Genomic DNA, 22,937 nt, shown 5'->3' with positions numbered 1-22,937 from the left:
GATCCGGCGGGTTTCACCCGTCCTATGCGGAACACAGGGGGTAGCGAAACGTAGGGTGGATGGCGCTTTTCCATCCACCATCCCGGCTCCGGCACGCGGGAATGGTGGATCGATGGAGCGTGATCCACCCTACGTACTGGCCCTGCCCCCACAGGTAGAGACACGGTATCTGCGGCCTCGCACCGGATTCTGGGGCGTAGGAGCGCGCAATTGACGCAGGGCGGATGCACCCGCCCGGATCATTTCCCTTCGAGAATCGCCGCATACCCCTCGCGATAGCCGGGATAGCGCGGCACCCAGCCCAGCGCCCGGGCGCGGGCGTTGCTGCAGCGCTTGCTGCCGGCGCGGCGCATGAGCTGCTCGGAAACCTGGCTGACACCCAGCCGCTCGCGCAGCCAGCCAACCACCTCGGAAAGCGCCGCCGGCTCGTCGTCGACGCCCAGGTAGCACTCCTCCAGCGCCACCCCGCGGGCATCCGCCTCGAGCAGGCAGGCCAGCAGCCCGGCCGCGTCGTCGGCATGGATGCGGTTGGCGTACAGCGGCGGCTCGCTGGCCACCTGATAGCCCTGGCGCACCTGGTTCAGCAGCCATTCGCGGCCGGGGCCGTAGATGCCGGTCAGGCGCACCACGCTGGCGGGAATGCCGCTGCCCAGCAGCAGCCGCTCGGCATCGAGCATCGCGCTGCCGGTGAAGTGCGTGGCCTCGGCGGGCGAGTTCTCGTCGACCCACTCGCCATTCTCCTGCGCATACACGCCGCTGCTGGAAACGAACAGCACGCGCTGCGGCCGCTGCCCGGCCTGCGCCAGCCAGCCCAGCGCATGGCGCAGGCCGTCGACATAGGCGGCGCGATAGCCGGCCTCGTCGTGGGAATTGGCGGCGGCGCTGAACACCAGATAATCCAGTTCGCTGCGCGGCCAGTCCCGTGGGCAGGCAGGATCGGCCAGATCGCCCCGCACCGGGCGGATCGACGCCGGCAGGCGACCGACGTCGCGGCGCAGCCCATATACCGTCCAGCCCTTGCCGGCCAGTTGCTCGCCGAGACGGCTGCCAACATCGCCGCAGCCGACGATCATCACACTTCGGGACATATCGCCACACTCCGAAAAAAGTCGCGGCCGAGTCTAGCGCAGTTGGTTCATGGCGGAGCAGCCGCTATGCTTGGCCGACATAACCGGATTGGCCGCCATGACCCTCACCGAACTGCGCTACATCGTCACGCTTGCCCAGGAGCAGCATTTCGGCCGCGCCGCCGAACGCTGCCACGTCAGCCAGCCGACCCTCTCGGTCGGCGTGAAGAAGCTCGAGGACGAGCTCGGCGTGCTGATCTTCGAACGCAGCAAGAGCGCGGTGCGCCTGACCCCGGTGGGCGAAGGCATAGTCGCGCAGGCACAGAAGGTGCTGGAGCAGGCCCAGGGCATCCGCGAGCTGGCCCAGGCCGGCAAGAACCAGTTGACCTCGCCGCTCAAGGTCGGCGCCATCTACACCATCGGCCCGTACCTGTTCCCGCACCTGATCCCGCAGCTGCACAAGGTCGCGCCGCAGATGCCGCTGTACATCGAGGAGAACTTCACCCACATCCTCCGCGACAAGCTGCGCACCGGCGAACTGGACGCGATCATCATCGCCCTGCCGTTCGAAGAAGCCGACGTGCTGACCAAGCCGCTGTTCGACGAACCCTTCTACGTGCTGATGCCGGCCGGCCATCCCTGGACCGCCAGGCAGACCATCGACGCCGAACTGCTCAACGACAAGAGCCTGCTCCTGCTCGGCGAAGGCCACTGCTTCCGCGACCAGGTGCTGGAAGCCTGCCCGAGCGTGCGCAAGGGCGACGACCACAAGCACACCACGGTGGAATCCAGCTCGCTGGAAACCATCCGCCACATGGTCGCCTCCGGGCTCGGCGTCTCGGTGCTGCCGTTCTCCGCGGTGGACAGCCACCACTACGCGCCGGGCGTGATCGACGTACGCCCGTTCACCGCGCCGGTGCCCTTCCGCACCGTCGCCGTCGCCTGGCGCGCCAGCTTCCCGCGGCCGCGCGCAATCGAGGTGCTGGCCGATTCCATCCGCCTCTGCTCGGTCGCCCGGCCGACGGTCAAGGGTGAAGCCGAACCGGCATGACGGAGCTGGCGAAGGTCCCGGTCACGGCGCTCAAGGGCGTCGGCGCGGCGCTGGAGGAAAAGCTCGCCCGCGTCGGCCTGGAGAACCTGCAGGACATCCTCTTCCACCTGCCGCTGCGCTATCAGGACCGCACCCGCGTCACACCCATAGGCGCCTTGCGCCCGGGGCAGGACGCGGTGGTCGAGGGCGTGGTCAGCGGCGCCGAGGTGATGATGGGCAAGCGCCGCAGCCTGCTGGTGCGCCTGCAGGACGGCAGCGGCACCCTCAGCCTGCGCTTCTACCACTTCAGCCAGGCGCAGAGGGACGGCCTCAAGCGCGGCACCCATCTGCGCTGCTATGGCGAAGTGCGCCCGGGCGCCTCCGGACTGGAGATCTACCACCCGGAATACCGCGCGCTGAACGACGCCACGCCGGCACCGGTGGAACAGACCCTGACGCCGATCTACCCGACCACCGAAGGCCTCACCCAGCAGCGCCTGCGCCAGCTCAGCGAGCAGACCCTGGCCCTGCTCGGCCCGCGCAGCCTGCCGGACTGGCTACCCGCCGACCTCGCCCGCGACTACCATCTCGGCCCGCTGGACGAGGCGATCCGCTACCTGCACCGGCCGCCGCCGGACGCCGATCTCGAGGAACTCGCCGAAGGCCGCCACTGGGCGCAACACCGCCTGGCCTTCGAGGAACTGCTGACCCACCAGCTGTCGCTGCAACGCCTGCGCGAGAGCCTGCGCGCCCAGCAGGCGCCGCAACTGCCGCCGGCACGCACGCTGCCGCAGCGCTTCCTCGCCAACCTCGGCTTCAAACCCACCGGCGCACAGCAGCGGGTCGGCGCCGAGATCGCCTACGACCTGGCCCAGCCCGAACCCATGCTGCGCCTGGTGCAGGGCGATGTCGGCGCCGGCAAGACCGTGGTCGCCGCGCTGGCCGCGCTGCAGGCGCTGGAAGCCGGCTACCAGGTGGCGCTGATGGCGCCCACCGAGATCCTCGCCGAGCAGCACTTCATCAACTTCGGCAAGTGGATGGCGCCGCTGGGCATCGAGGTCGCCTGGCTGGCCGGCAAGCTCAAGGGCAAGGCCCGCGCCGCCGCGCTGGAGCAGATCGCCGCCGGCGTGCCGATGGTGGTCGGCACCCATGCGCTGTTCCAGGACGAGGTGCAGTTCAAGCGCCTGGCCCTGGTGATCATCGACGAACAGCACCGCTTCGGCGTGCAGCAGCGCCTCGCCCTGCGCCAGAAAGGCGTCGACGGCCGGCTCTGCCCGCACCAGCTGATCATGACCGCCACGCCCATCCCGCGGACCCTGGCGATGAGCGCCTACGCCGACCTCGACACCTCGATCCTCGACGAACTGCCGCCCGGGCGCACGCCGGTGAATACCGTGCTGGTCGCCGACAGCCGCCGCATCGAGGTGATCGAGCGGGTCCGCGCCGCCTGCCAGGAAGGTCGCCAGGCCTACTGGGTGTGCACGCTGATCGAGGAATCCGAGGAGCTGACCTGCCAGGCCGCGGAAACCACCTTCGAGGAGCTGTCCTCCGCCCTCGGCGAACTGCGCGTCGGCCTGATCCACGGGCGCATGAAGCCGGCGGAAAAGGCCGCGGTGATGCTGGAGTTCAAGGAAGGACGGCTGCAGCTGCTGGTCGCCACCACGGTGATCGAGGTCGGCGTGGACGTGCCCAACGCCAGCCTGATGATCATCGAGAACCCGGAGCGCCTCGGCCTCGCGCAACTGCACCAGTTGCGCGGCCGCGTCGGCCGGGGCAGCGCGGCGAGCCACTGCGTGCTGCTCTACCACCCGCCGCTGTCGCAGATCGGCCGCGAGCGCCTGGCGATCATGCGCGAGACCTGCGACGGTTTCGTCATCGCCGAGAAGGACCTGGAGCTGCGCGGCCCCGGCGAGATGCTCGGCACCCGCCAGACCGGCCTGCTGCAGTTCAAGGTCGCCGACCTGATGCGCGACGCCGACCTGCTGCCGGCGGTGCGCGATGCCGCCCAGGCGCTGCTGGAGCACTGGCCGCAGCACGTCAGCCCGCTGCTGGAGCGCTGGCTGCGCCACGGCCAGCAGTACGGCCAGGTGTGACGCATTTCGCCTGCGCCTTCGTTTGATGGCCCCGATTCCTGCGCCCGCTGGTTATACTCGCGCCAGCCACCGAAAATCGGAACCTTCCTATGAGCGATGCCGCACTTGCCCACGCCGACCCGGCTCAAGCCCCCGCGGTCATACTCCAACTACTGGCAAGCCTGGGCATCGGCTGCCGTGAACTGGCCGATACTCCCTCCCTTCCGCTAGCCCGCCGGGTCCAGGCCTGCCTGCTGGAAGACGCCAACGGCATCCTGCTGGTGCTGTTCCCGCAGAACCAGTTGCTCGACCTGAACCGGCTCGCCGAACTCACCGGCCGCAGCCTGGTGGCGGTGGTTCCCGAGCGCCAGGAACGCATGCTCGGCAGGCATGGCCTCGCCCGCCTGCCCGGCCTGCCGCCGCTGACCCGCTCGCCCTGCCTGTACGACGAACGCCTGCTGCAGGAGCCGCAGCTGCTGGTGGAATCCGGCGCGCCCGGCACCCTGCTGGAAATCGCCACCGGCGAATTCCGCCAGCTGCTCGACAAGGCCAGCGCCGCGCGCTTCGGCGTGCCGCTGGAGGCGATCCGGCCGAACTTCGACCGCCCCGACGACGACCGCGCGGAAATCACCCAGGCGGTGAGCCACTTTACCGCCCGGCGCATCCAGCAGCGCCTCGAGGAAACCATCGAGATTCCGCCGCTGCCGCAGACCGCGCAGAAGATCATCAAGCTGCGGGTCGACCCCAACGCCACGGTGGACGACATCACCGACGTGGTGGAAACCGACCCGGCCCTGGCCGCGCAAGTGGTGAGCTGGGCCGCTTCGCCCTACTACGCGGCGCCCGGCAAGATCCGCTCGGTGGAAGACGCCATCGTCCGCGTGCTGGGCTTCGACCTGGTGATCAACCTGGCCCTCGGCCTGGCCCTGGGCAAGACCCTCAGCCTGCCCAAGGACCAGCCGCAGAAGGCCACGCCCTACTGGCACCAGGCGATCTACTGCGCCGCGGTGATCGAAGGGCTGACCCGCGCCATGCCGCGCAGCGTGCGCCCGGAAGCCGGCCTGACCTACCTTGGCGGCCTGCTGCACAGCATCGGCTACCTGGTCCTGGCGCACATCTTCCCGCCGCACTTCTCGCTGATCTGCCGGCACCTGGAGGTCAATCCGCATCTGGATCACAGCCTGGTCGAGCAACATCTGCTGGGCATCACCCGCGAGCAGATCGGCGCCTGGCTGATGCACGCCTGGGGCATGCCTGAAGAGATCTACACCGCCCTGCGCTTCCAGCACGACCCGGACTACACCGGCGCCTGCGCGCCCTACGCCAACCTGGTGTGCCTGGCGACCCGCCTGCTGCGCAACAGCGGCATCAGCGGCGGCCCGGCCAGCGAAATCCCGCAGTCCCTGCTGGACCGCCTGGAAATCAGCCGCAGCAAGGCCGACGAAGTGGCGCAGCGGGTGCTGGACGCCGAAGCGGTGCTGCGCGAGATGGTGCTGAACCTGAACACCCAGGGGTGATGGGCACTGCGGTGGATAACGCTGGCGCGTTATTCACCCTACGGAACCATGGCCCTGTAGGAGCGGGCCATGCCCGCGACGCTCTGCAATGAAGGTCGCGCGCATGGCGCGCTCCTACAAAAGTCGGCCCGGCGCGGGGCGAATCCCGCCCTTCTCCTCAGGCCGCCTTCTTCTCCACACCCGCAGCCTTCTTCTTCCGTGGCCTGAGATGCTTGACCAGCCCCTGGAACCAGATCACCAGCGCCGGGTTGCCCTGGATCTGGATGCTCTTGTCCTGGATGCCCTGCATGAAGGACAGCTGCGGGTTCTTCGCGGTCATCATGGCGAAGCCGGAAGCGCCGTCCCTGAAACCGATGGCGAAGGCCGGCTGCGGATGACGGCCGGAGCGGGCACGCACGCGCTGGTCGCGGACGATGAAATGACGGGCGATGCGGCCGTCGAGGGTGTGCAGCTGGAATACCAGGTCCTTGCCCTCCAGTTGCTCGCGGAACGCGGCGTTGTCACGGCTGGCCTTGACCATCCGGCGACCGAGCACCCAGAGGAGAAGACGGAGTTTCATGCGCAAACCTCGAAGTTCGTGAAAATTGGCTGCGCATTGTAGCGATTTGACGGCGGGACTACATCCATGGATGCAGCGATCGCGGGGGAGGACAACCCGGAGCCAATTCAGGCCCCGGGTCACAAGGAATCAGTTGACTGCGTCCTTGAGGGCCTTGCCCGGCTTGAAGGCGACGGTGTTGCTGGCCTTGATCTTGACCGGTTGGCCGGTCTGCGGGTTCTTGCCGGTGCGGGCGCCACGGTGGCGCTGAACGAAGGTGCCGAAACCTACCAGGGTCACGCTGTCCTTGCGGTTCAGCGCGCCGGTGATTTCATCCAGCAATGCATTCAATACCTTGTTGGCCTGCTCTTTGGTCAGGTCGGCCTTTTCGGCGATCGCGGCGGCGAGTTCAGGTTTGCGCATATGTGCCTCTTTACGGTTTGTTGTTGTTGTTTCCGTGCTGTCTTCCCAACAGCTCCCGAAGCCCCCACGGCCACCTGCGCCCTACAGGCTCTAGGCCGCGGGATACGCGGAGGAGAATGGCACGGCCGGGGCTGGCACGCCAGTATCACTGGCGAATTTGCCGGCCCTTTCCCAAGGCATATCCGCCAGATTGACTGTCATTCAGGCCAGAAGCACTGGTAACTCCTTGTTCAGGGAAAGTTTTTCCCCAACCGCAGTGCCGGTCAGGGCATAGCCGACCAGTCGACCGGCGGTATCCCGACAGAGCACCCGAAGGTCCGCGCCAGAGCCTTCGGCGCACCATTCGCCATCATGGCCGCGGGGCGGCGGCGACACCACCAGCGGGCACACCGGGGTCTTCACCGTCACCGGCATCGGCCCGTAGCCCACCGCCGTCGGCTTGCCCGCCAGGGTCTGCGCCAGCGCCCGCGCACAGGCCATCAGCGGCATCACATAGAGCAGGTTGAGGCCATCGACCTCGGCGCAGTCGCCAAGGGCGTGGATGTGCGGGTCGGACGTGCGCAGGAAGCGGTCCACCGCGACGCCGCGGTTGACCTCCAGGCCGGCCGCGGCGGCCAGCGCGATGCGCGGGCGCAGGCCGACCGCCGAGACCACCAGGTCGCAGTCGATCAGGCTGCCATCGGAAAGCTGCGCCCGCAGGCCATCGCCGCTGCGTACCAGGCTGTCCAGCAGCGGCCCGAGGTGGAAGCGCACGCCGAGGCTTTCCAGGCCGGCCTGCACGGCCCGCGCCGCAGCCGGATGGAGCAGGCCCGGCATGACCTGCTCGCAGGGCGCCACCACCTCGATGGAGTAGCCGCCGCTGGACAGGTCGTTGGCGAATTCGCAGCCGATCAGCCCGGCGCCCAGCAGCAGCACGCGACGCTTGCCGTCGGCGGCGGCGCGGAAGCGCGCGTAGTCCTCCAGGTCGTTGATCGGGAAGATCGCGTCCACCGCATCGCCCTGCACCGGTACGCGGATCGTCTCGGCGCCCCAGGCGAGCACCAGGTCGCGGTAGGCGATCCGTTCCTCGCCGATGTGGATGCAGCGGTTCGCCGGGTCGATGGCGGTGACGCGGGTATGGGTGAAGATCCGCGCGTCGAGCTGCTCGGCCATGGCGCCCGCTTCGGCCAGGGCCAGGCCATCGGCATCCTTGTTGCGGGCGAAGCCGGTGGAGAGCATCGGCTTGGAGTAGGAACGGCCGTCGTCGGCGGTGATCAGCAGCAGCGGCGTCTCGCCATCCAGCTTGCGCCACTCGCGGGCCAGGTTGTAGCCGGCCAGGCCGGTGCCGACGATCACCAGCGGTGCAGTCTCGTTCATTGATTTCTCCAGGCGATACGGAACGAGTGTCCGGCCATGTCTGCCGGGTCGAAAAGGGAATCAGGAAATCTCGATCATCTCGAAGTCGATCTTGCCCACGCCGCAATCCGGGCAGACCCAGTCGGCGGGGATGTCCTCCCAGGGGGTGCCGGGTTCGATGCCTTCCTCCGGCAGGCCGGCAGCCTCGTCATAGACGAAGCCGCAGACCACGCATTGCCACTTGCGCATGGAAATCCTCCCGCGAACTGCCGGCGGAGCCGGCAACAGAGCTGTTCAGGGGAAGAATAACGCGCAGTTCCGGCGAACCCCAGCCGGCCCGGAGCCAGTAACGAAAACGGCGGCTACAGGGGCCGCCGTCGCTGCTGTCGGGCAGGCGATCAGTTGATTTCGATCATCTCGAAATCCATCTTGCCGACGCCGCAGTCCGGGCACAGCCAGTCCGCAGGGATGTCTTCCCAGCGGGTACCGGCGGCGATGCCTTCGTCCGGCCAACCCAGCGCCTCGTCGTAGACCAGGCCGCACACCACACATTGCCATTTCTTCATCGGGCTACCACCTTGCATATTGCCGGGATCTTCGCCCCGTGAACCAGATTCCGCTTTGTACTGGCGATGGACCGAGGGCGCAAGCCCGGCACGGATTCCCGGGACGATCGGTAACGCACTCTTGCCCGATACGCAAAGATGATCCGGCGGCCGCTCATGCTAAGCTGCGACCTTCCCTTCGAACCGCAAGCATCATCGTGCCCGACGCCGCCCTGATCCACCCGCCGCGCTGGCTCAGCGCCTCCCAGCTGCACCCCGCCCCCTCCGCCACCGTCCATGAGTGGCTGTTCGACCAGGGCTCGCTGACCCGCCGCCTCACCGCGCAGTCCAGCGGCGCCTTCGCCGTGCAGCCGCTGGAAGAAGGCTGGCACCGCCTGCGCAGCGACGAGTGCGCCGTCCTCGGCATCGCCGAAGGCAGCCTGGGCTGGGTGCGCGAGGTCTACCTGCACGGCCACGGCCAGCCCTGGGTGTTCGCCCGCAGCGTGGCCGCGCGCAGTGCGCTGGAAGGCTCCGGCTTCGACCTGCGCCTGCTCGGCAGCCGCTCGCTGGGCGAACTGCTGTTCAGCGACCGCGCCTTCGCCCGCGGCCCCATCGAGGTCTGCCGCTACCCCGCCGCCTGCCTGCCGCCGGCGGTGCGCGCCGAGCGCCTGTGGGGACGGCGTTCGTGCTTCAGCCGCGGCGCCCTCGGCGTGCTGGTGGCCGAGGTGTTCCTCCCGGCGTTCTGGCAACAGCTCGACGAACAGGCCGTATAATCCCGCGTTGAAGCCGGAGACCCGTCCATGTTCGTCACCCTGATCAAACCCCTCGCCCGCCTGCATCCCCGCGCCTGGGACTTCATCCAGCTGATGCGGATGGACAAGCCGATCGGCATCTACCTGCTGCTCTGGCCGACCCTGTGGGCACTGTGGATCGCCGCCGAAGGCGTGCCGGAGGCGAAGAACCTGGCGATCTTCATCGTCGGCGTGGTGGCGATGCGCGCAGCGGGCTGCGTGATCAACGATTTCGCCGACCGCAATTTCGACGGCCACGTGGCACGCACCAAGGCCCGTCCGCTGGCCAGCGGCAAGATCACGGTGCGCGAGGCGTGGATCACCTTCGGCGTGCTGATGGCGATCAGCTTCGTCCTGGTGCTGTGCACCAATGCGCCGACCATCTGGCTGTCGTTCGGCGGCGCGGCGGTGGCAGCGCTCTATCCGTTCATGAAGCGCTACACCTATTACCCCCAGGTGGTGCTCGGCGCGGCTTTCTCCTGGGGCATCCCCATGGCCTTCACCGCCGAGCGCGGCGAATTGCCGGCGGCCGCCTGGCTGGTGTTCTTCGCCAATGTGCTGTGGACGGTGGCCTACGACACCTACTACGCGATGACCGACCGCGAGGACGACCTGAAGATCGGCCTGAAGTCCACGGCGATCCTCTTCGGCGACGCCGACCGCCTGATCATCGGCGTGCTGCAGGCGCTGACCCTGCTGCTGCTGGCGCTGGCCGGCAGCCGCTTCGAACTGGGTGGCTGGTTCCATGCCGGCCTGGCGGTGGCGGCGGGCTGCTACCTCTGGGAAGCCTGGTCGACCCGCGACCGCGATCCGCAGGCCTGCTTCAGGGCTTTCCTGCACAACCACTGGGCGGGGTTGGCGATATTCCTCGGCATCGTCGCCGACTATTCACTCCGCTAGACCGGCGACGATAGCCCCTCACCTCACTGCGGCTTGGCCACGTGCCACACGCCCATCTTGCCGTCGCCGGTGACGTCGCCCGGCTTCTTGTCCTGGATGAAGGTGTACAACGGCTTGCCGTAGTAGGCCCACTGCTTGCTGCCGTCGTCGCGGGTGACCACCGTCCAGTCGTCGTCATCCGCCTTGGCCCCCTCGGCAGCCATCAGTGGCGGCCAGTTCGCCGCGCACTGGTCGTTGCAGGCCGACTTGCCACCGCTGTCCTTGTCGAAGGTGTAGAGCGTCATGCCCTTGGCATCGACCAGCATGCCGTCCTTGACCGACGCCGGGTCGTCGGCATGCGCCAGCAGGGCGGGCAGCATGAGTCCGGTGACCAGGGCCAGGTGTTTGATGTTCATTCGTGTGTCTCCTCTCGGAAGATGGATGCCGCGGGCGGAGTCGCTCAGGCCGGCGCCTTCGCCGGGCGGGACGACATCGACAGCGCACACGCAAGCGTCAGTTCAGGCGTTTGGGGAAACTGCGGACGGGCCCGGCAGAACGCACGACCCTCGGCCGGCCCGGACCATCAGCCACCCTTCGACCGGGCGGCGCACCAACAGCATAGTCGACGCACCCGCACCGCGCAGGCGCGGAGTCGTCTAGCATGGGCATGTCACATGACTGACACAATTCCGTTATCTAATTGCGCGCAGTACCGGAATCTCGAGGCTCTAGCATGGTTGGCAAGACAATTCTCATCGTTGACGACGAAGCACCGATTCGCGAGATGATCGCCGTTGCGCTGGAAATGGCCGGCTATGAATGCCTCGAAGCGGACAGCGCGCCCCAGGCCCACGCGGTGATCGTCGACCGCAAGCCGGACCTGATCCTGCTCGACTGGATGCTCCCCGGCACTTCCGGCATCGAGCTGGCGCGCCGTCTCAAGCGCGACGAGATGACATCCGCCGTGCCGATCATCATGCTCACCGCCAAGGGTGAGGAGGACAACAAGATCCAGGGCCTGGAGGTCGGCGCCGACGACTACATCACCAAGCCGTTCTCGCCGCGCGAGCTGGTCGCCCGCCTGAAGGCCGTGCTGCGCCGCACCGGCGCCGGCGACAGCGAGACGCCGATCGAGGTCGGCGGGCTGATGCTCGATCCGCTCAGCCACCGCGTGACCATCGACGGCCGCCCGGCGGAAATGGGCCCCACCGAGTACCGCCTGCTGCAGTTCTTCATGACCCACCAGGAACGCGCCTACACCCGCGGCCAGTTGCTCGACCAGGTCTGGGGCGGCAACGTGTACGTCGAGGAGCGCACCGTCGACGTGCACATCCGCCGCCTGCGCAAGGCCCTCGGCGAGGCGTACGAGAATCTGGTGCAGACGGTGCGCGGGACTGGCTATCGTTTCTCCACCAAGGGCTGACGATCCCCTCAGCGGACGCTCACAAGGAAAAGGACGCAATCCGTGGTGAATAAGGACTGGCGCGGAGCGCTCTTTCTCCACCTGCTCGGCGTGGTCGCCGGCGCGCTGGTGGTCGGCGCGATCACCGGCCATTTCGGCTGGGCGCTGGCTGCCGGCCTGGCCCTCTATCTCGGCTGGACCCTGCGCCAGCTGCAGCGCCTGTACCGCTGGCTGGCCACCCACGAGCCCGACGAGGAACCGCCGCACAGCCACGGCCTGTGGGGCGAGGTGTTCGACAGCATCTACCGCCTGCAGCGCGGCAACCAGCGGGTGCGCGGCCACCTGCAATCGGTGATCAACCGCATGGAGGAATCCACCGCCTCGCTGCGCGACGCCATCGTCATGCTCGACAGCGACGGCAACCTGGAGTCCTGGAACCCGGCGGCGGAGCGCCTGCTCGGCCTGAAGAACCCGCAGGACGTCGGCCAGCCGGTGGGCAACCTGGTGCGCCATCCGCGCTTCAAGGAGTACTTCGCCGGCGAGGACTACCGCGAGCCGCTGGAGCTTCCGTCACCGGTGGACGACAACCTGCGCCTGCAGTTCCAGATCACCCTCTACGGCAACCAGCGCGACCACCTGATGCTGGTCCGCGACGTGACCCAGGTGCACCTGCTGGCGCAGATGCGCAAGGACTTCGTCGCCAACGTCTCCCACGAGCTGCGCACGCCGCTGACGGTGATCGCCGGCTACCTGGAGACGCTGCTGGACAACGCCGACAACATCAACCCGCGCTGGACCCGCGCGCTGCAGCAGATGCAGCAGCAGGCCGCGCGCATGCAGAGCCTGCTCAACGACCTGCTGCTGCTGGCCAGGCTGGACGCCACCGACTATCCGGCCGATAGCAAGCCGGTGGCCGTCGACCTGCTGCTGCTGGCGATCCGCAACGATGCCCAGGCGCTGTCCGGCGGCCGCAACCACCGCATCAGCCTGGAGGCCGATCCGAAGGTGAAGCTCAAGGGCAGCGAGGCGGAGCTGCGCAGCGCCTTCTCCAACCTGGTGTTCAACGCGGTGAAGTACACCCCCGACGAAGGCGAGATCCGCATCCGCTGGTGGGCCGACGAACAGGGCGCCCACCTCGCCGTGCAGGACAGCGGCATCGGCATCGAGGCCAAGCACATCCCTCGGCTCACCGAGCGCTTCTACCGGGTCGATTCCAGCCGCGCGGCGAACACCGGCGGCACCGGCCTCGGCCTGGCCATCGTCAAGCATGTGCTGATGCGCCACCGGGCGACCCTGGACATCGCCAGCGTGGTCGGCAAGGGCAGCAGCTTCACCTGCCATTTCCCGTCCCAGCAGATCGCCTGACGCAGGCGCCGCCCAACCTGCTGCAACACCTGCAGTCTTGCCAAGGGCCGGCCGCTGCACGCATCCTTAGCTGCTCATCCAACCAACCAACGACACCATGGACCCTTCCCCCAGTAGCCCCTTCCTGACCTACTTCGCCGACTTCGGCCTCGTTCTCTTCGCCCTGTTCCTCGTCGCACTCAACGGCTTCTTCGTCGCCGCCGAGTTCGCCATGGTCAAGCTGCGCTCCACCCGCGTGGAAAGCATCGCCAGCCAGCACGGCTGGCGCGGCACCATCCTCCGCCGCGTGCACAACCAGCTCGATGCCTATCTTTCCGCCTGCCAGCTCGGCATCACCCTGGCCTCCCTAGGCCTCGGCTGGGTCGGCGAACCGGCCTTCGCCGAACTGCTCGAACCGCTGCTGACCGCCATCGGCGTGCACAGCGAGGAAGTCGTGCGTGGCATTTCCTTCTTCACCGCGTTCTTCATCATTTCCTACCTGCACATCGTGGTCGGCGAACTGGCGCCGAAGTCCTGGGCGATCCGCAAGCCGGAGCTGCTCTCGCTGTGGACCGCCGCGCCGCTGTACCTGTTCTACTGGCTGATGTACCCGGCCATCTACCTGCTCAACGCCAGCGCCAACACCATCCTCAAGATCGCCGGCCAGGGCGAGCCCGGGCCGCACCATGAACACCACTACAGCCGCGACGAGCTGAAACTGATCCTGCACTCCAGCCGCGCCCACGACCCCAGCGATCAGGACATGCGCGTGCTGGCCTCGGCCGTGGAGATGGGCGAACTGGAAGTGGCGGACTGGGCCAACTCCCGGGAAGACCTGGTGTACCTGGAACGCAGCGCCCCGCTGCCGGAAATCCTCGCCACCATCCGCCGCCACAAGTACAGCCGCTACCCGGTGTACGACAGCGAGAAGGGCGAGTTCACCGGCCTGCTGCACATCAAGGACCTGCTGCTGGCGCTGACCGCGCTGGACAGCCTGCCGGAATCCTTCGACCTCGACGAACTGACCCACCCGCTGGAACTGGTGACCAAGCACATGCCGCTGTCGCGCCTGCTCGAACAGTTCCGCCAGGGCGGCTCGCACTTCGCCCTGGTCGAGGAGGCCGACCACAAGGTGATCGGCTACCTGACCATGGAAGACGTGCTGGAAGTGCTGGTCGGCGACATCCAGGACGAACACCGCAAGGCCGAACGCGGCATCCTCGCCTACCAGCCGGGCAAGCTGCTGGTGCGCGGCGACACCCCGCTGTTCAAGCTGGAGCGCCTGCTCGGCATCGACCTCGACCACGTCGAGGCGGATACCCTCGCCGGGCTGGTCTACGACAGCCTGAAGCGCGTGCCGGAAGAGGAAGAAGTGCTGGAAACCGAAGGCCTGCGCATCATCGTGAAGAAGATGAAGGGGCCGAAGATCGTGCTGGCGAAGGTGGTGAAGCTGGACTGACCCGGCTTGCGGCGGATAACGCTGGCGCGTTATTCGCCCTGCCGAAGCGCCCCGAACGCAGGGTGGATGAGGCTTTTTTCATCCACCATTGCGGGGCCGCATGCCCCGCCATGGTGGATCGATGAAGCCGATCCACCCTACGCAACCGTAAGAGCGGGCCATGCCCGCGAACGCTCAATCCCCGCCAATCGCGAAATTCGGCAGCGAGTCCACCGGCTGGGCGAAATCGTAGGGAATCGACTCCAGCGCCAGTCCCACGTTGCGCTGCACCACGAAGTGCAGGTGCGGGCCGCTGCTGTTGCCAGTGTTGCCGGAGCGCGCCAGCGGCGTGCCGAGGGCGACGCGCTGGCCTTCGTGGACCAGCACCGAGCCGCGCATCAGGTGCAGGTAGACGCCCATGGTGCCGTCGTCATGCAGGATGCGCACGAAGTTGCCGGAAGGGTTGTTGCCGCGCCCGCTCTGGCTGTTCTCCACCTTGACCACCACTCCCCCGCGCGCGGCGACGATCGGCGTGCCTTCGGGCATGGCGATGTCGATGGCGTAGCGGCCCTTGCGGGTGAAGTGGCTGTACTTGCCGTTCGGCCCCTGGCTCAGGCGGAACGGCCCGCCACGCCAGGGCAGCGGGTAGCGGAACGGCACCGGCTGCAGGCGCGGGTCGCCGAGGGCGTAGCGCAGTCTGGTCTGGTAGCGCAGCGGCTTGGCCGGATTGCGCGGAGTCAGGGTCGCCAGGCGGATGTTGCTGCGCGGCGGCAGTACCCAGCGGATCGGCCGTTCCGGCGCGCCCACGGCGTTCTGCGGGTTGTTCACCTGCAGCTCGACTTCCACCGGCGCATAGAGATCGTTGCGCACCTGCAGGGTTTCGCCGCCGGCGTGCTTCTTCGTCTCCAGCTTCACCTGGTTTTCCAGGTGCTCGACCATGCGGTCGCGGAACACGAACACCTGCGCACCCGCCACGGCGCGGTCCGTATAGGTGGTCACGCCATTGGCGTCGGTGTACTTGTAGATGGTCACGGCAGCGGCCGGCGCGGTGGCGCCCAGCAGGCCGCAGAGGAAGATCAGGCGTCCCAGCATGTCGGCTCTGGTTATCGGTATGCGACGCCGCAAGACTAGCAGCGCGCACCGGCAGCGGCGAGCTGCCGGCGGTCGGCCTGTGAAGCAGTGCGAAAAGCCCGGCGCTGCGGCCGGGCTTCAGAGTGGCGGGGTTATTCCTTGCGCTCGCCCTGCACTTCTTCCTGCATGCGGGTCAGGCCGATGTGGCGCACGTCGGTGCCGCGCACCAGGTAGATCACCAGCTCGGCGATATTGCGCGCGTGGTCGCCGATGCGCTCCAGCGAACGCAGTACCCAGATGATGTTGAGCACCCGCGAGATCGCCCGCGGGTCTTCCATCATGTAGGTCACCAGCTCGCGCAGGGCGGTCTTGTACTCGCGGTCGACGGTCTTGTCGTACTGCGCCACGGAGAGCGCCAGGTCGGCGTCGAAGCGGGCGAAGGCATCCAGCGCCTCCTGCACCATCTTGCGCACCTGGCCGCCGATGTGGCGCACCTCGACGTAGCCGCGCGGCGACTCGCCTTCCTCGCACAGCTGGATGGCGCGGCGGGCGATCTTCGAGGCCTCGTCGCCGATGCGCTCGAGGTCGATCACCGACTTGGAGATGCTGATGATCAGACGCAGGTCGGAGGCCGCCGGCTGGCGGCGGGCGAGGATGCGCAGGCATTCCTCGTCGATGTTACGCTCCATCTGGTTGATCTGGTCGTCGATCTCGCGCACCTGCTGGGCAAGGCCGGAGTCGGCGTCGATCAGCGCGGTGACCGCGTCGTTGACCTGCTTTTCCACCAGTCCGCCCATGGCCAGGAGGTGGCTGCGCACGTCCTCCAGCTCGGCGTTGAACTGCTGGGAGATGTGATGGGTGAGGCTGTCTTTGCTAATCATTGGGGATTCGCTCCGCGAAAGCTGCAGGCTTCAGGCTGCAAGCTCCAAGTGTTCTCCGGGTGACGTCTGCCGCTTCAGGCTGGCGCGCAGCGCACTTAACCATAACGACCGGTGATGTAGTCCTCGGTCTGCTTCTTCGCCGGATTGGTGAACAGCGTGTCGGTGTCGCCGAACTCGATCAGCTTGCCCATGTACATGAACGCCGTGTAGTCGGAAACCCGCGCGGCCTGCTGCATGTTGTGGGTGACGATGACGATGGTGAACTTCGACTTCAGCTCGTAGATCAGCTCCTCGATCTTCAGGGTGGAGATCGGGTCGAGCGCCGAGCAGGGTTCGTCGAGCAGCAGCACTTCCGGCTCCACCGCGATGGTGCGGGCGATCACCAGGCGCTGCTGCTGGCCGCCGGAGAGGCCGAGGGCGGATTCGTGCAGGCGGTCCTTCACCTCGTCCCACAGCGCGGCGCCCTTCAGCGCCCACTCGACTGCCTCGTCGAGCACGCGCTTCTTGTTGATGCCCTGGATGCGCAGTCCGTAGACCACGTTCTCGTAGATGCTCTTGGGGAACGGGTTGGGCTTCTGGAACACCATGCCGACGCGGCGGCGCAGCTCGGCGACATCCACGCCCTTGGCGAAGATGTTGTGGCCGTCGAGGCGGATCTCGCCCTTCACGTGGCAGCCGTCGACCAGGTCGTTCATGCGGTTGAAGCAGCGCAGCAGGGTCGACTTGCCGCAGCCGGACGGGCCGATGAAGGCGGTCACGCGCTGCTTGGGGATGTTCATGGTGACGTCGAACAGCGCCTGCTTGTCGCCGTAGAACAGGTTCAGGCCGGGCACTTCCAGGGCCACGGTCTCGTCGGCCAGGTTCATGCCCTGGCGCGGGCCGCGACCGAGCGCGCCGATGTCGATGCCGTGGGTATGGGATTCGGTTTGCATGTGTGTCTCCTTCGGAGGCTACAGGCTGCGGGCCGGGCGTCTGCGCCGTCGGCCCGCGGCAGAATCAGTTTTCCAGCGCCTTGTACTTTTCCCGCAGACGGTTGCGGATGGCGATGGCGGAGAAGTTCAGCAGGGCGATGACCAGCACCAGCAACAGCGCGGTGGCATACACCAGCGGCCGCGCGGCCTCGACGTTGGGGCTCTGGAAGCCGACGTCGTAGATGTGGAAGCCGAGGTGCATGATCTTCTGGTCCAGGTGCACGTAGGGGTAGTTGCCGTCCACCGGCAGCGCCGGGGCCAGCTTGACCACGCCCACCAGCATCAGCGGCGCCACTTCGCCGGCGGCGCGCGCCACGGCGAGGATCAGGCCGGTCATCATCGCCGGGCTGGCCATGGGCAGGACGATCTTCCACAGCGTCTCCGCCTTGGTCGCACCCAGCGCCAGCGAGCCTTCGCGCACTGCGCGCGGGATGCGCGACAGGCCTTCCTCGGTGGCGACGATGACCACCGGCACGGCGAGGATCGCCAGGGTCAGCGAGGCCCAGAACAGCCCCGGGGTGCCGAAGGTCGGCGCCGGCAGGGCTTCGGGGAAGAACAGCCGGTCGATCGAACCGCCCAGCACGTAGACGAAGAAGCCCAGGCCGAACACGCCGTAGACGATCGCCGGGACGCCGGCGAGGTTGTTCACGGCGATGCGGATGATGCGCGTCAGGGTGCCCTGTCTGGCGTATTCGCGCAGATAGACCGCGGCGATCACGCCGAACGGGGTGACGATGATCGCCATCACCAGGGTCATCATCACGGTGCCGAAGATGGCCGGGAAGATGCCGCCCTCGGTGTTCGCCTCGCGCGGGTCGTCGCTGAGGAACTCCCACAGTTTCTTGAAGTAGAAGCCGACCTTGGTCCAGGTGCCCATGGCGTTCGGCTGGTAGGCGTGCACCAGCTTGCCGAGGCTGATCTCGGTCTTCTGGCCGCTGGCGTCGCGCATCACCACGCTGTCGCGGTTGAACTGCTGGTGCAGCTCGTTCAACTGGTCCTCGTACACCTTGTACTGCGCATGCAGCTCGGCGCGGGCGCTTTCCAGGTCGGCCTGGGCGGCGGCGTCGAGCTGGTCCTTCAGCTGCAGTCCGCGTTCCTTCAGGCGCAGGCGTTCGAGGCCGTGGTTGATGCCGCCGATGTCCTTCTTCTCGAGCCTGTAGACCTGCTGGTAGAGCGCCTCGACGCGCTGCAGGCGTTTCTGCAGCTCGGCCATGGCAGCGGGGCCTTCGGCGACCACCTTGCCGTCTTCCTTGATGCTGGCCAGGTAGCCGTAGAAGTTGCCGTACTCGCGGCGCTCCAGGGTCACCAGGTCGGCCGGCGTGCGGATGTCGCCCAGCCACTCGCCGATCACCCAGGAGAAGTCGCTGCCGTAGAGGTCGCGGTTGCCCAGCTTGAGCAGTTCGCGGGTCATGAACTGCGGGCCGTCTTCCGGCACCGGCAGGCCGGCGCCGCGCAGGCGTTCGCGCGGCACCTGCTCGGATTGCACCTGTTCGCCGATCAGGGTCTTCGGCGCTTCACCCGGTACCCTGTAGGTCGCCTCGATCACGTTCGCCGGCCAGAAATGGCCGAGACCGCGCACGGCGATCACCGCCAGCAGGCCGATGGTCATGATCACCGCGATGGACACCGCCCCGGCATTCATCCACACCCAGGGCGAGCCGCTGGCGAACCACGCTTTGACGGTTTCCTGTTTCTGTTTCACAGATTGAGCCTCGTCATGCGCCGATCAGAGCGACGCGTATTTCTTCCGCAGCCGCTGACGGATCAGTTCGGCCAGCGTATTCATCACGAAGGTGAAGCTGAGCAGCACCAGCGCCGAGAGGAACAGCACGCGGTAATGGGTGCCGCCCACTTCCGACTCGGGCATTTCCACCGCGACGTTGGCGGCCAGGGTGCGCATGCCCTGGAAGATGTTCACGTCCATCACCGGGGTGTTGCCGGTGGCCATCAGCACGATCATGGTCTCGCCCACCGCGCGGCCCATGCCGATCATCAGCGCCGAGAAGATGCCCGGGCTGGCGGTGAGGATCACCACGCGGGTCAGCGTCTGCCAGGGCGTGGCGCCGAGGGCCAGGGAGCCGTAGGTGAGGCTCCTCGGCACGCTGAAGATGGCGTCTTCGGCGATGGAGAAGATGTTCGGGATCACCGCGAAGCCCATGGCCAGGCCGACCACCAGGGCGTTGCGCTGGTCGTAGGTGATGCCCAGGTCGTGACTTATCCACAGGCGCATGTCGCCGCCGAAGAAGGTCGCTTCCAGGTGCGGGCTCATCCACAGGGCGAAGGCCCCGACCAGCAGCACCACCGGGATCAGCACGGCGGCTTCCCAGCCGGCCGGCAGGCTCAGGCGGATGCGTTCGGGCAGGCGGCTCCAGATCAGGCCGGCGAGCAGGATGCCCAGCGGTGTCAGCAGCAGCAGGCTGAAGATGCCCGGCAGGTGGCCTTCGACGTAGGGCGCGAGGAACAGGCCGGCGAAGAAGCCGAGGATCACCGTCGGCAGCGCTTCCATCAGCTCGATCACCGGCTTGACCTTGCGGCGCATGGCCGGCGCCATGAAGTAGGCGGTGTAGATGGCGGCGGCGATGGCCAGCGGCGCGGCGAGGATCATCGCGTAGAACGCGGCCTTCAGGGTGCCAAAGGTCAGCGGCGCGAGGCTCAGCTTGGGCTCGAAGTCGGTGGTCGCGGCAGTGGACTGCCAGACATAGCCGGGCTTGTCGTAGCTCTCGTACCAGACCTTGCCCCACAGCGCGCTCCAGGACACTTCCGGGTGCGGGTTGCTCAGGGAGAAGCGACGCAGCTCGCCGCCCTGCTCCAGCAGCAGGCGGTTGGCGCGCGGCGACAGGGCCAGCGGGCCGGCGTCCGGCGCGACGTTTTCCACCAGCAGCTTGCGCTGGGCGGTGCTGTGGAAGACGCCGAGGTTGCCCTGGTCGTCCAGGGCGAGGAAGCCCTTGCGACGCTGTTCCGGCACGATGCTGGCGATCGGCTGGCCCTGCAGCTGGAAGTCGCGGACATGGGACAGGCGCGGTTCGCCGTCTTCGCCGCGAGCCATGAACCATTGGCCGATGCCGCCCCTGGAGTCGCCGATCATCAGCGAGATGCCGCCGAGCAGCTGGCTGCTGGCGGTGACCTCGGCGCTGGCGTCGTCGAGCAGTTTGTAGCGGCCGTTGAGCTGGCGGCTGTTCAGGTCGAACACGTCGGCGGTGGCGCGGCCGTTGATGACGTAAAGCCACTGCTTGCGCGGGTCCATGTAGATCGCCTTGACCGGCTCGGCGATCTGCGGCAGTTCGACATGCTCCTGCTCCAGCGTGGTTTCGCCGGTGAGCATGTTTTCCTGGCCGGTCAGGTTCAGCAGCAGCATCCGGCTGCCGTTGGAAGCGGCCAGCACCAGGCTGTCGTCACCGGAAGCCAGGGCGACGTGCTCCAGCGGGCGGCCCTGGCTGTCCAGCTCGATGGGCGCCTCGCCGTAGGGGTAGTCGACCTGCGGGGTGATGGTCTTGTGGCCGTCCGGGTAGGTGACCTTGTAGCTGTGCTTGAACACCAGCGCCTGGCCGTTGGACAGGCCGAGGGCGACCAGCGGCTGGCCCGGCTGGTCCTGTGCGATGGAGACCACATGGCTGCCTTCCGGCAGCCTGACGGCCTGGCGGCTCAGTTCGTCGCCGGTCTTCAGGCTGAAGAACAGCACTTCGCCATTGGCGGCGACGCGCATCGCCACCTGGTTCTGCTCCTCGATGCTCAGCAGCAGAGGCGCCTCGGCGGTCTTCAGCCAGGCCGGAGCCAGCGGATCGCGGACGTCCAGCTCGGCGCCACGGAACAGCGGCAGCACCACGTAGGCGAGGTAGAAGAAGATCAGGGTGATGGCCGCCAGTACGGCGAGCCCGCCCACCAGCACGTACCAGCGGGTCAGACGGTCCTTGAGCGCACGCATGCGTCGCTTGCGTTGCAGGACCGGCGTATTGAAATCGATACGCTCGGGGAGAGAGGAGGTCATGGAGGAGTTGGCCAGGTCGTTCATGGGGTGACACCCTAGCGGCTCTGTATGACAGAAAGATGACATGCCGGTGACACGACGAAGCCCACCAGCAGAGCCTTGCTGGCGGGCGCGTCACCTCATGCCGGGCGGCCTGGGCAACCCGGTTCGGAGGATGGTTACAGGCCCAGTTCCTTGAGCGCTTTCTCGGCGACCTTGGACGGCAGCGGGATGTAGCCGTCCTTCACCACCACCTGCTGGCCAGTCTTGGACAGGACCATCTTCAGGAACTGCGCTTCCAGCGGTTCCAGCGACTTGTTCGGCGCCTTGTTCACGTAGACGTAGAGGAAGCGCGACAGCGGGTAGGTGCCGTTCAGCGCGTTCTGCTCGTTATCCTCGACGAAGGTGCCGCCTTCCTTCTTGGCCAGTGCGACGGTCTTCACGCTGGCGGTCTTGTAGCCGATGCCGGAGTAGCCGACGCCGTTGAGCGACTGGCTGACCGACTGCACCACGGAGGCCGAGCCGGGCTGCTCGTTGACGTTCGGCTTGAAGTCGCCTTTGCACAGGGCTTCTTCCTTGAAGTAGCCGTAGGTGCCGGAAACCGAGTTGCGGCCGAACAGCTGGACCGGCTTGTTCGCCCAGTCGCCGCTCAGGCCCAGGTCGCCCCAGGTCTTCACTTCCTGCTTGCCACCGCACAGGCGGGTAGCGGAGAAGATCGCATCGACCTGGGCCATGGTCAGGCCTTTGATCGGGTTGTCCTTGTGCACGAAGATCGCCAGGGCGTCCACGGCCACCGGGATGGCAGTCGGCTTGTAGCCGTACTTCTGCTCGAAGGCCTGCAGCTCGACGTCCTTCATCTTGCGGCTCATCGGGCCGAGGTTGGCGGTACCTTCGGTCAGCGCCGGCGGCGCGGTGGAGGAACCGGCGGCCTGGATCTGGATGTTCACGTTCGGGTAGAGGCGCTTGTACTCTTCGGCCCACATGGTCATCAGGTTGGCCAGGGTATCGGAGCCGACGCTGGAAAGGTTGCCCGATACACCGCTGGCCTTCTGGTAATCCGGAAGGGCCGGATCGATTGCGGCAACCGCACTGGCGGCGCCCACGCCTGCGGCGACGAAAGTCAGTGCCGCCATCAAACGCTTGAGTTTCATGCCTTGCTCCTCGAACAGGATAGGTTTGTTGGATCGGGGGCCAGTATCGTCAGGCCGCATGAAGACTCTATGACGCGAATGTGACAGTTGGATGAAATGCCATCAGGGCTTGTCACAAACTCTGGGGGGACTGGAGCCCTGTAAGCGGGCCATGCCCGCGACAGGCATCGGCTCGGTGGGAAGGGATTTTTTCGCGCGCAAAGCAAAACCCCCGGCCATCGCTGGCCAGGGGTTTCGGGATAGGTGCTTGACGATGACCTACTCTCACATGGGGAGACCCCACACTACCATCGGCGATGCGTCGTTTCACTGCTGAGTTCGGGATGGGATCAGGTGGTTCCAACGCTCTATGGTCGTCAAGCAATTCTTTCGGACGCTCGTGGCTCTCGCTCACGCTCATCCAGATTCGGGTATGTGATGTAATTTGCGGTTCTCACGAACTTTCGGTTCGTCGACTTCACCATCACCGCACAATCTTCTCAGATTGCTTGGGTGTTATATGGTCAAGCCTCACGGGC

Annotated in this window: 21 protein-coding genes and 1 rRNA gene; 8 read left to right on the top strand and 14 right to left on the bottom strand. The window is 67.0% G+C overall.

The features are described 5' to 3' along the window. Positions 1-239: 239 nt before the first annotated feature. Entirely contained in the window at positions 240-1,088 is an 849-nt protein-coding gene (locus BLR75_RS24490) for an NAD-dependent epimerase/dehydratase family protein (protein ID WP_084314827.1), read from the bottom strand. 97 nt (positions 1,089-1,185) lie between these two features. Here BLR75_RS24490 and BLR75_RS24485 point away from each other — a divergent pair, with 97 nt between their 5' ends. The 3 genes from BLR75_RS24485 to BLR75_RS24475 all read left to right on the top strand — a co-directional run bounded on the left by BLR75_RS24485 (position 1,186) and on the right by BLR75_RS24475 (position 5,686). Further along, on the top strand, positions 1,186-2,118 hold the full coding sequence (locus BLR75_RS24485) for a hydrogen peroxide-inducible genes activator (protein WP_084314826.1): 933 nt from the start codon (positions 1,186-1,188) through the stop codon (positions 2,116-2,118). Next, entirely contained in the window at positions 2,115-4,190 is a 2,076-nt protein-coding gene (gene recG, locus BLR75_RS24480; RefSeq protein ID WP_084314825.1) for an ATP-dependent DNA helicase RecG, read from the top strand. The genes BLR75_RS24485 and recG overlap by 4 nt, the downstream gene beginning before the upstream one ends. Positions 4,191-4,279: 89 nt before the next feature. Continuing rightward, positions 4,280-5,686 carry an aminoacyl-tRNA deacylase and HDOD domain-containing protein gene (locus tag BLR75_RS24475; protein WP_084314824.1) on the top strand — a complete coding sequence of 469 codons (1,407 nt, stop codon included), beginning with the start codon at positions 4,280-4,282 and terminating at the stop codon, positions 5,684-5,686. A 157-nt stretch (positions 5,687-5,843) separates the two neighbouring features. Here BLR75_RS24475 and BLR75_RS24470 read toward each other — a convergent pair whose 3' ends face one another. The 5 genes from BLR75_RS24470 to BLR75_RS24450 all read right to left on the bottom strand — a co-directional run bounded on the left by BLR75_RS24470 (position 5,844) and on the right by BLR75_RS24450 (position 8,548). Further along, entirely contained in the window at positions 5,844-6,245 is a 402-nt protein-coding gene (locus BLR75_RS24470) for a helicase (protein WP_084314823.1), read from the bottom strand. 129 nt (positions 6,246-6,374) lie between these two features. Continuing rightward, a complete protein-coding gene (locus tag BLR75_RS24465; RefSeq protein WP_017520695.1) occupies positions 6,375-6,647 on the bottom strand; it encodes an HU family DNA-binding protein in 273 nt (90 codons plus the stop codon). Positions 6,648-6,848: 201 nt separating this feature from the next. Further along, entirely contained in the window at positions 6,849-8,003 is a 1,155-nt protein-coding gene (locus tag BLR75_RS24460) for an NAD(P)/FAD-dependent oxidoreductase (protein WP_084314822.1), read from the bottom strand. Between the two features lie 60 nt (positions 8,004-8,063). Beyond that, positions 8,064-8,231, bottom strand: coding sequence for a rubredoxin (locus BLR75_RS24455; protein ID WP_084314821.1), 168 nt, complete (start codon positions 8,229-8,231; stop codon positions 8,064-8,066). Between the two features lie 149 nt (positions 8,232-8,380). Further along, entirely contained in the window at positions 8,381-8,548 is a 168-nt protein-coding gene (locus BLR75_RS24450; RefSeq protein ID WP_084314820.1) for a rubredoxin, read from the bottom strand. 212 nt (positions 8,549-8,760) lie between these two features. Between BLR75_RS24450 and BLR75_RS24445 the strand changes: the two genes are divergently transcribed. Together BLR75_RS24445 and ubiA are read left to right on the top strand one after the other, a co-directional pair. Further along, complete coding sequence (locus tag BLR75_RS24445; RefSeq protein WP_371858155.1) at positions 8,761-9,300, top strand: chorismate lyase; 540 nt, start codon at positions 8,761-8,763, stop codon at positions 9,298-9,300. 27 nt (positions 9,301-9,327) lie between these two features. Next, the gene (ubiA, locus tag BLR75_RS24440; RefSeq protein ID WP_084314818.1) at positions 9,328-10,218 is read left to right on the top strand and encodes a 4-hydroxybenzoate octaprenyltransferase; all 891 of its coding nucleotides are present in this window, start codon (positions 9,328-9,330) and stop codon (positions 10,216-10,218) included. A gap of 23 nt (positions 10,219-10,241) precedes the next feature. Here ubiA and BLR75_RS24435 read toward each other — a convergent pair whose 3' ends face one another. Then, positions 10,242-10,613 carry a COG4315 family predicted lipoprotein gene (locus BLR75_RS24435; RefSeq protein WP_084314817.1) on the bottom strand — a complete coding sequence of 124 codons (372 nt, stop codon included), beginning with the start codon at positions 10,611-10,613 and terminating at the stop codon, positions 10,242-10,244. 317 nt (positions 10,614-10,930) lie between these two features. Here BLR75_RS24435 and phoB point away from each other — a divergent pair, with 317 nt between their 5' ends. The 3 genes from phoB (at position 10,931) to BLR75_RS24420 (ending at position 14,402) form a co-directional block, all read left to right on the top strand. Further along, the gene (phoB, locus tag BLR75_RS24430) at positions 10,931-11,620 is read left to right on the top strand and encodes a phosphate regulon transcriptional regulator PhoB (RefSeq protein ID WP_084314816.1); all 690 of its coding nucleotides are present in this window, start codon (positions 10,931-10,933) and stop codon (positions 11,618-11,620) included. 45 nt (positions 11,621-11,665) lie between these two features. Next, entirely contained in the window at positions 11,666-12,964 is a 1,299-nt protein-coding gene (gene phoR, locus BLR75_RS24425) for a phosphate regulon sensor histidine kinase PhoR (RefSeq protein ID WP_084314896.1), read from the top strand. 97 nt (positions 12,965-13,061) lie between these two features. Next, a complete protein-coding gene (locus BLR75_RS24420) occupies positions 13,062-14,402 on the top strand; it encodes a hemolysin family protein (RefSeq protein ID WP_084314815.1) in 1,341 nt (446 codons plus the stop codon). Positions 14,403-14,576: 174 nt separating this feature from the next. Here the strand turns inward: BLR75_RS24420 and BLR75_RS24415 are convergent, their stop codons facing one another. From BLR75_RS24415 to rrf, 7 genes are all read right to left on the bottom strand, one after another. After that, on the bottom strand, positions 14,577-15,473 hold the full coding sequence (locus BLR75_RS24415) for a peptidoglycan DD-metalloendopeptidase family protein (RefSeq protein WP_084314814.1): 897 nt from the start codon (positions 15,471-15,473) through the stop codon (positions 14,577-14,579). 131 nt (positions 15,474-15,604) lie between these two features. Then, positions 15,605-16,333, bottom strand: coding sequence for a phosphate signaling complex protein PhoU (gene phoU / locus BLR75_RS24410; RefSeq protein WP_084314813.1), 729 nt, complete (start codon positions 16,331-16,333; stop codon positions 15,605-15,607). A gap of 95 nt (positions 16,334-16,428) precedes the next feature. Continuing rightward, a complete protein-coding gene (gene pstB, locus BLR75_RS24405) occupies positions 16,429-17,265 on the bottom strand; it encodes a phosphate ABC transporter ATP-binding protein PstB (protein WP_084314812.1) in 837 nt (278 codons plus the stop codon). 64 nt (positions 17,266-17,329) lie between these two features. Further along, positions 17,330-19,006 carry a phosphate ABC transporter permease PstA gene (gene pstA / locus BLR75_RS24400; protein ID WP_084314811.1) on the bottom strand — a complete coding sequence of 559 codons (1,677 nt, stop codon included), beginning with the start codon at positions 19,004-19,006 and terminating at the stop codon, positions 17,330-17,332. 24 nt (positions 19,007-19,030) lie between these two features. After that, entirely contained in the window at positions 19,031-21,007 is a 1,977-nt protein-coding gene (locus tag BLR75_RS24395) for an ABC transporter permease subunit (protein ID WP_371858154.1), read from the bottom strand. A gap of 440 nt (positions 21,008-21,447) precedes the next feature. Beyond that, on the bottom strand, positions 21,448-22,419 hold the full coding sequence (gene pstS, locus BLR75_RS24390) for a phosphate ABC transporter substrate-binding protein PstS (RefSeq protein ID WP_084314809.1): 972 nt from the start codon (positions 22,417-22,419) through the stop codon (positions 21,448-21,450). A 245-nt stretch (positions 22,420-22,664) separates the two neighbouring features. Then, positions 22,665-22,780 (bottom strand): 5S ribosomal RNA (gene rrf, locus BLR75_RS24385). Between the last annotated feature and the right edge of the window lie 157 nt (positions 22,781-22,937).

This window comes from Pseudomonas jinjuensis (assembly GCF_900103845.1).
In the GTDB taxonomy this organism is placed as follows: Bacteria; Pseudomonadota; Gammaproteobacteria; order Pseudomonadales; family Pseudomonadaceae; genus Pseudomonas; species Pseudomonas jinjuensis.
This window is presented reverse-complemented; position numbering and strand designations above follow the sequence as displayed.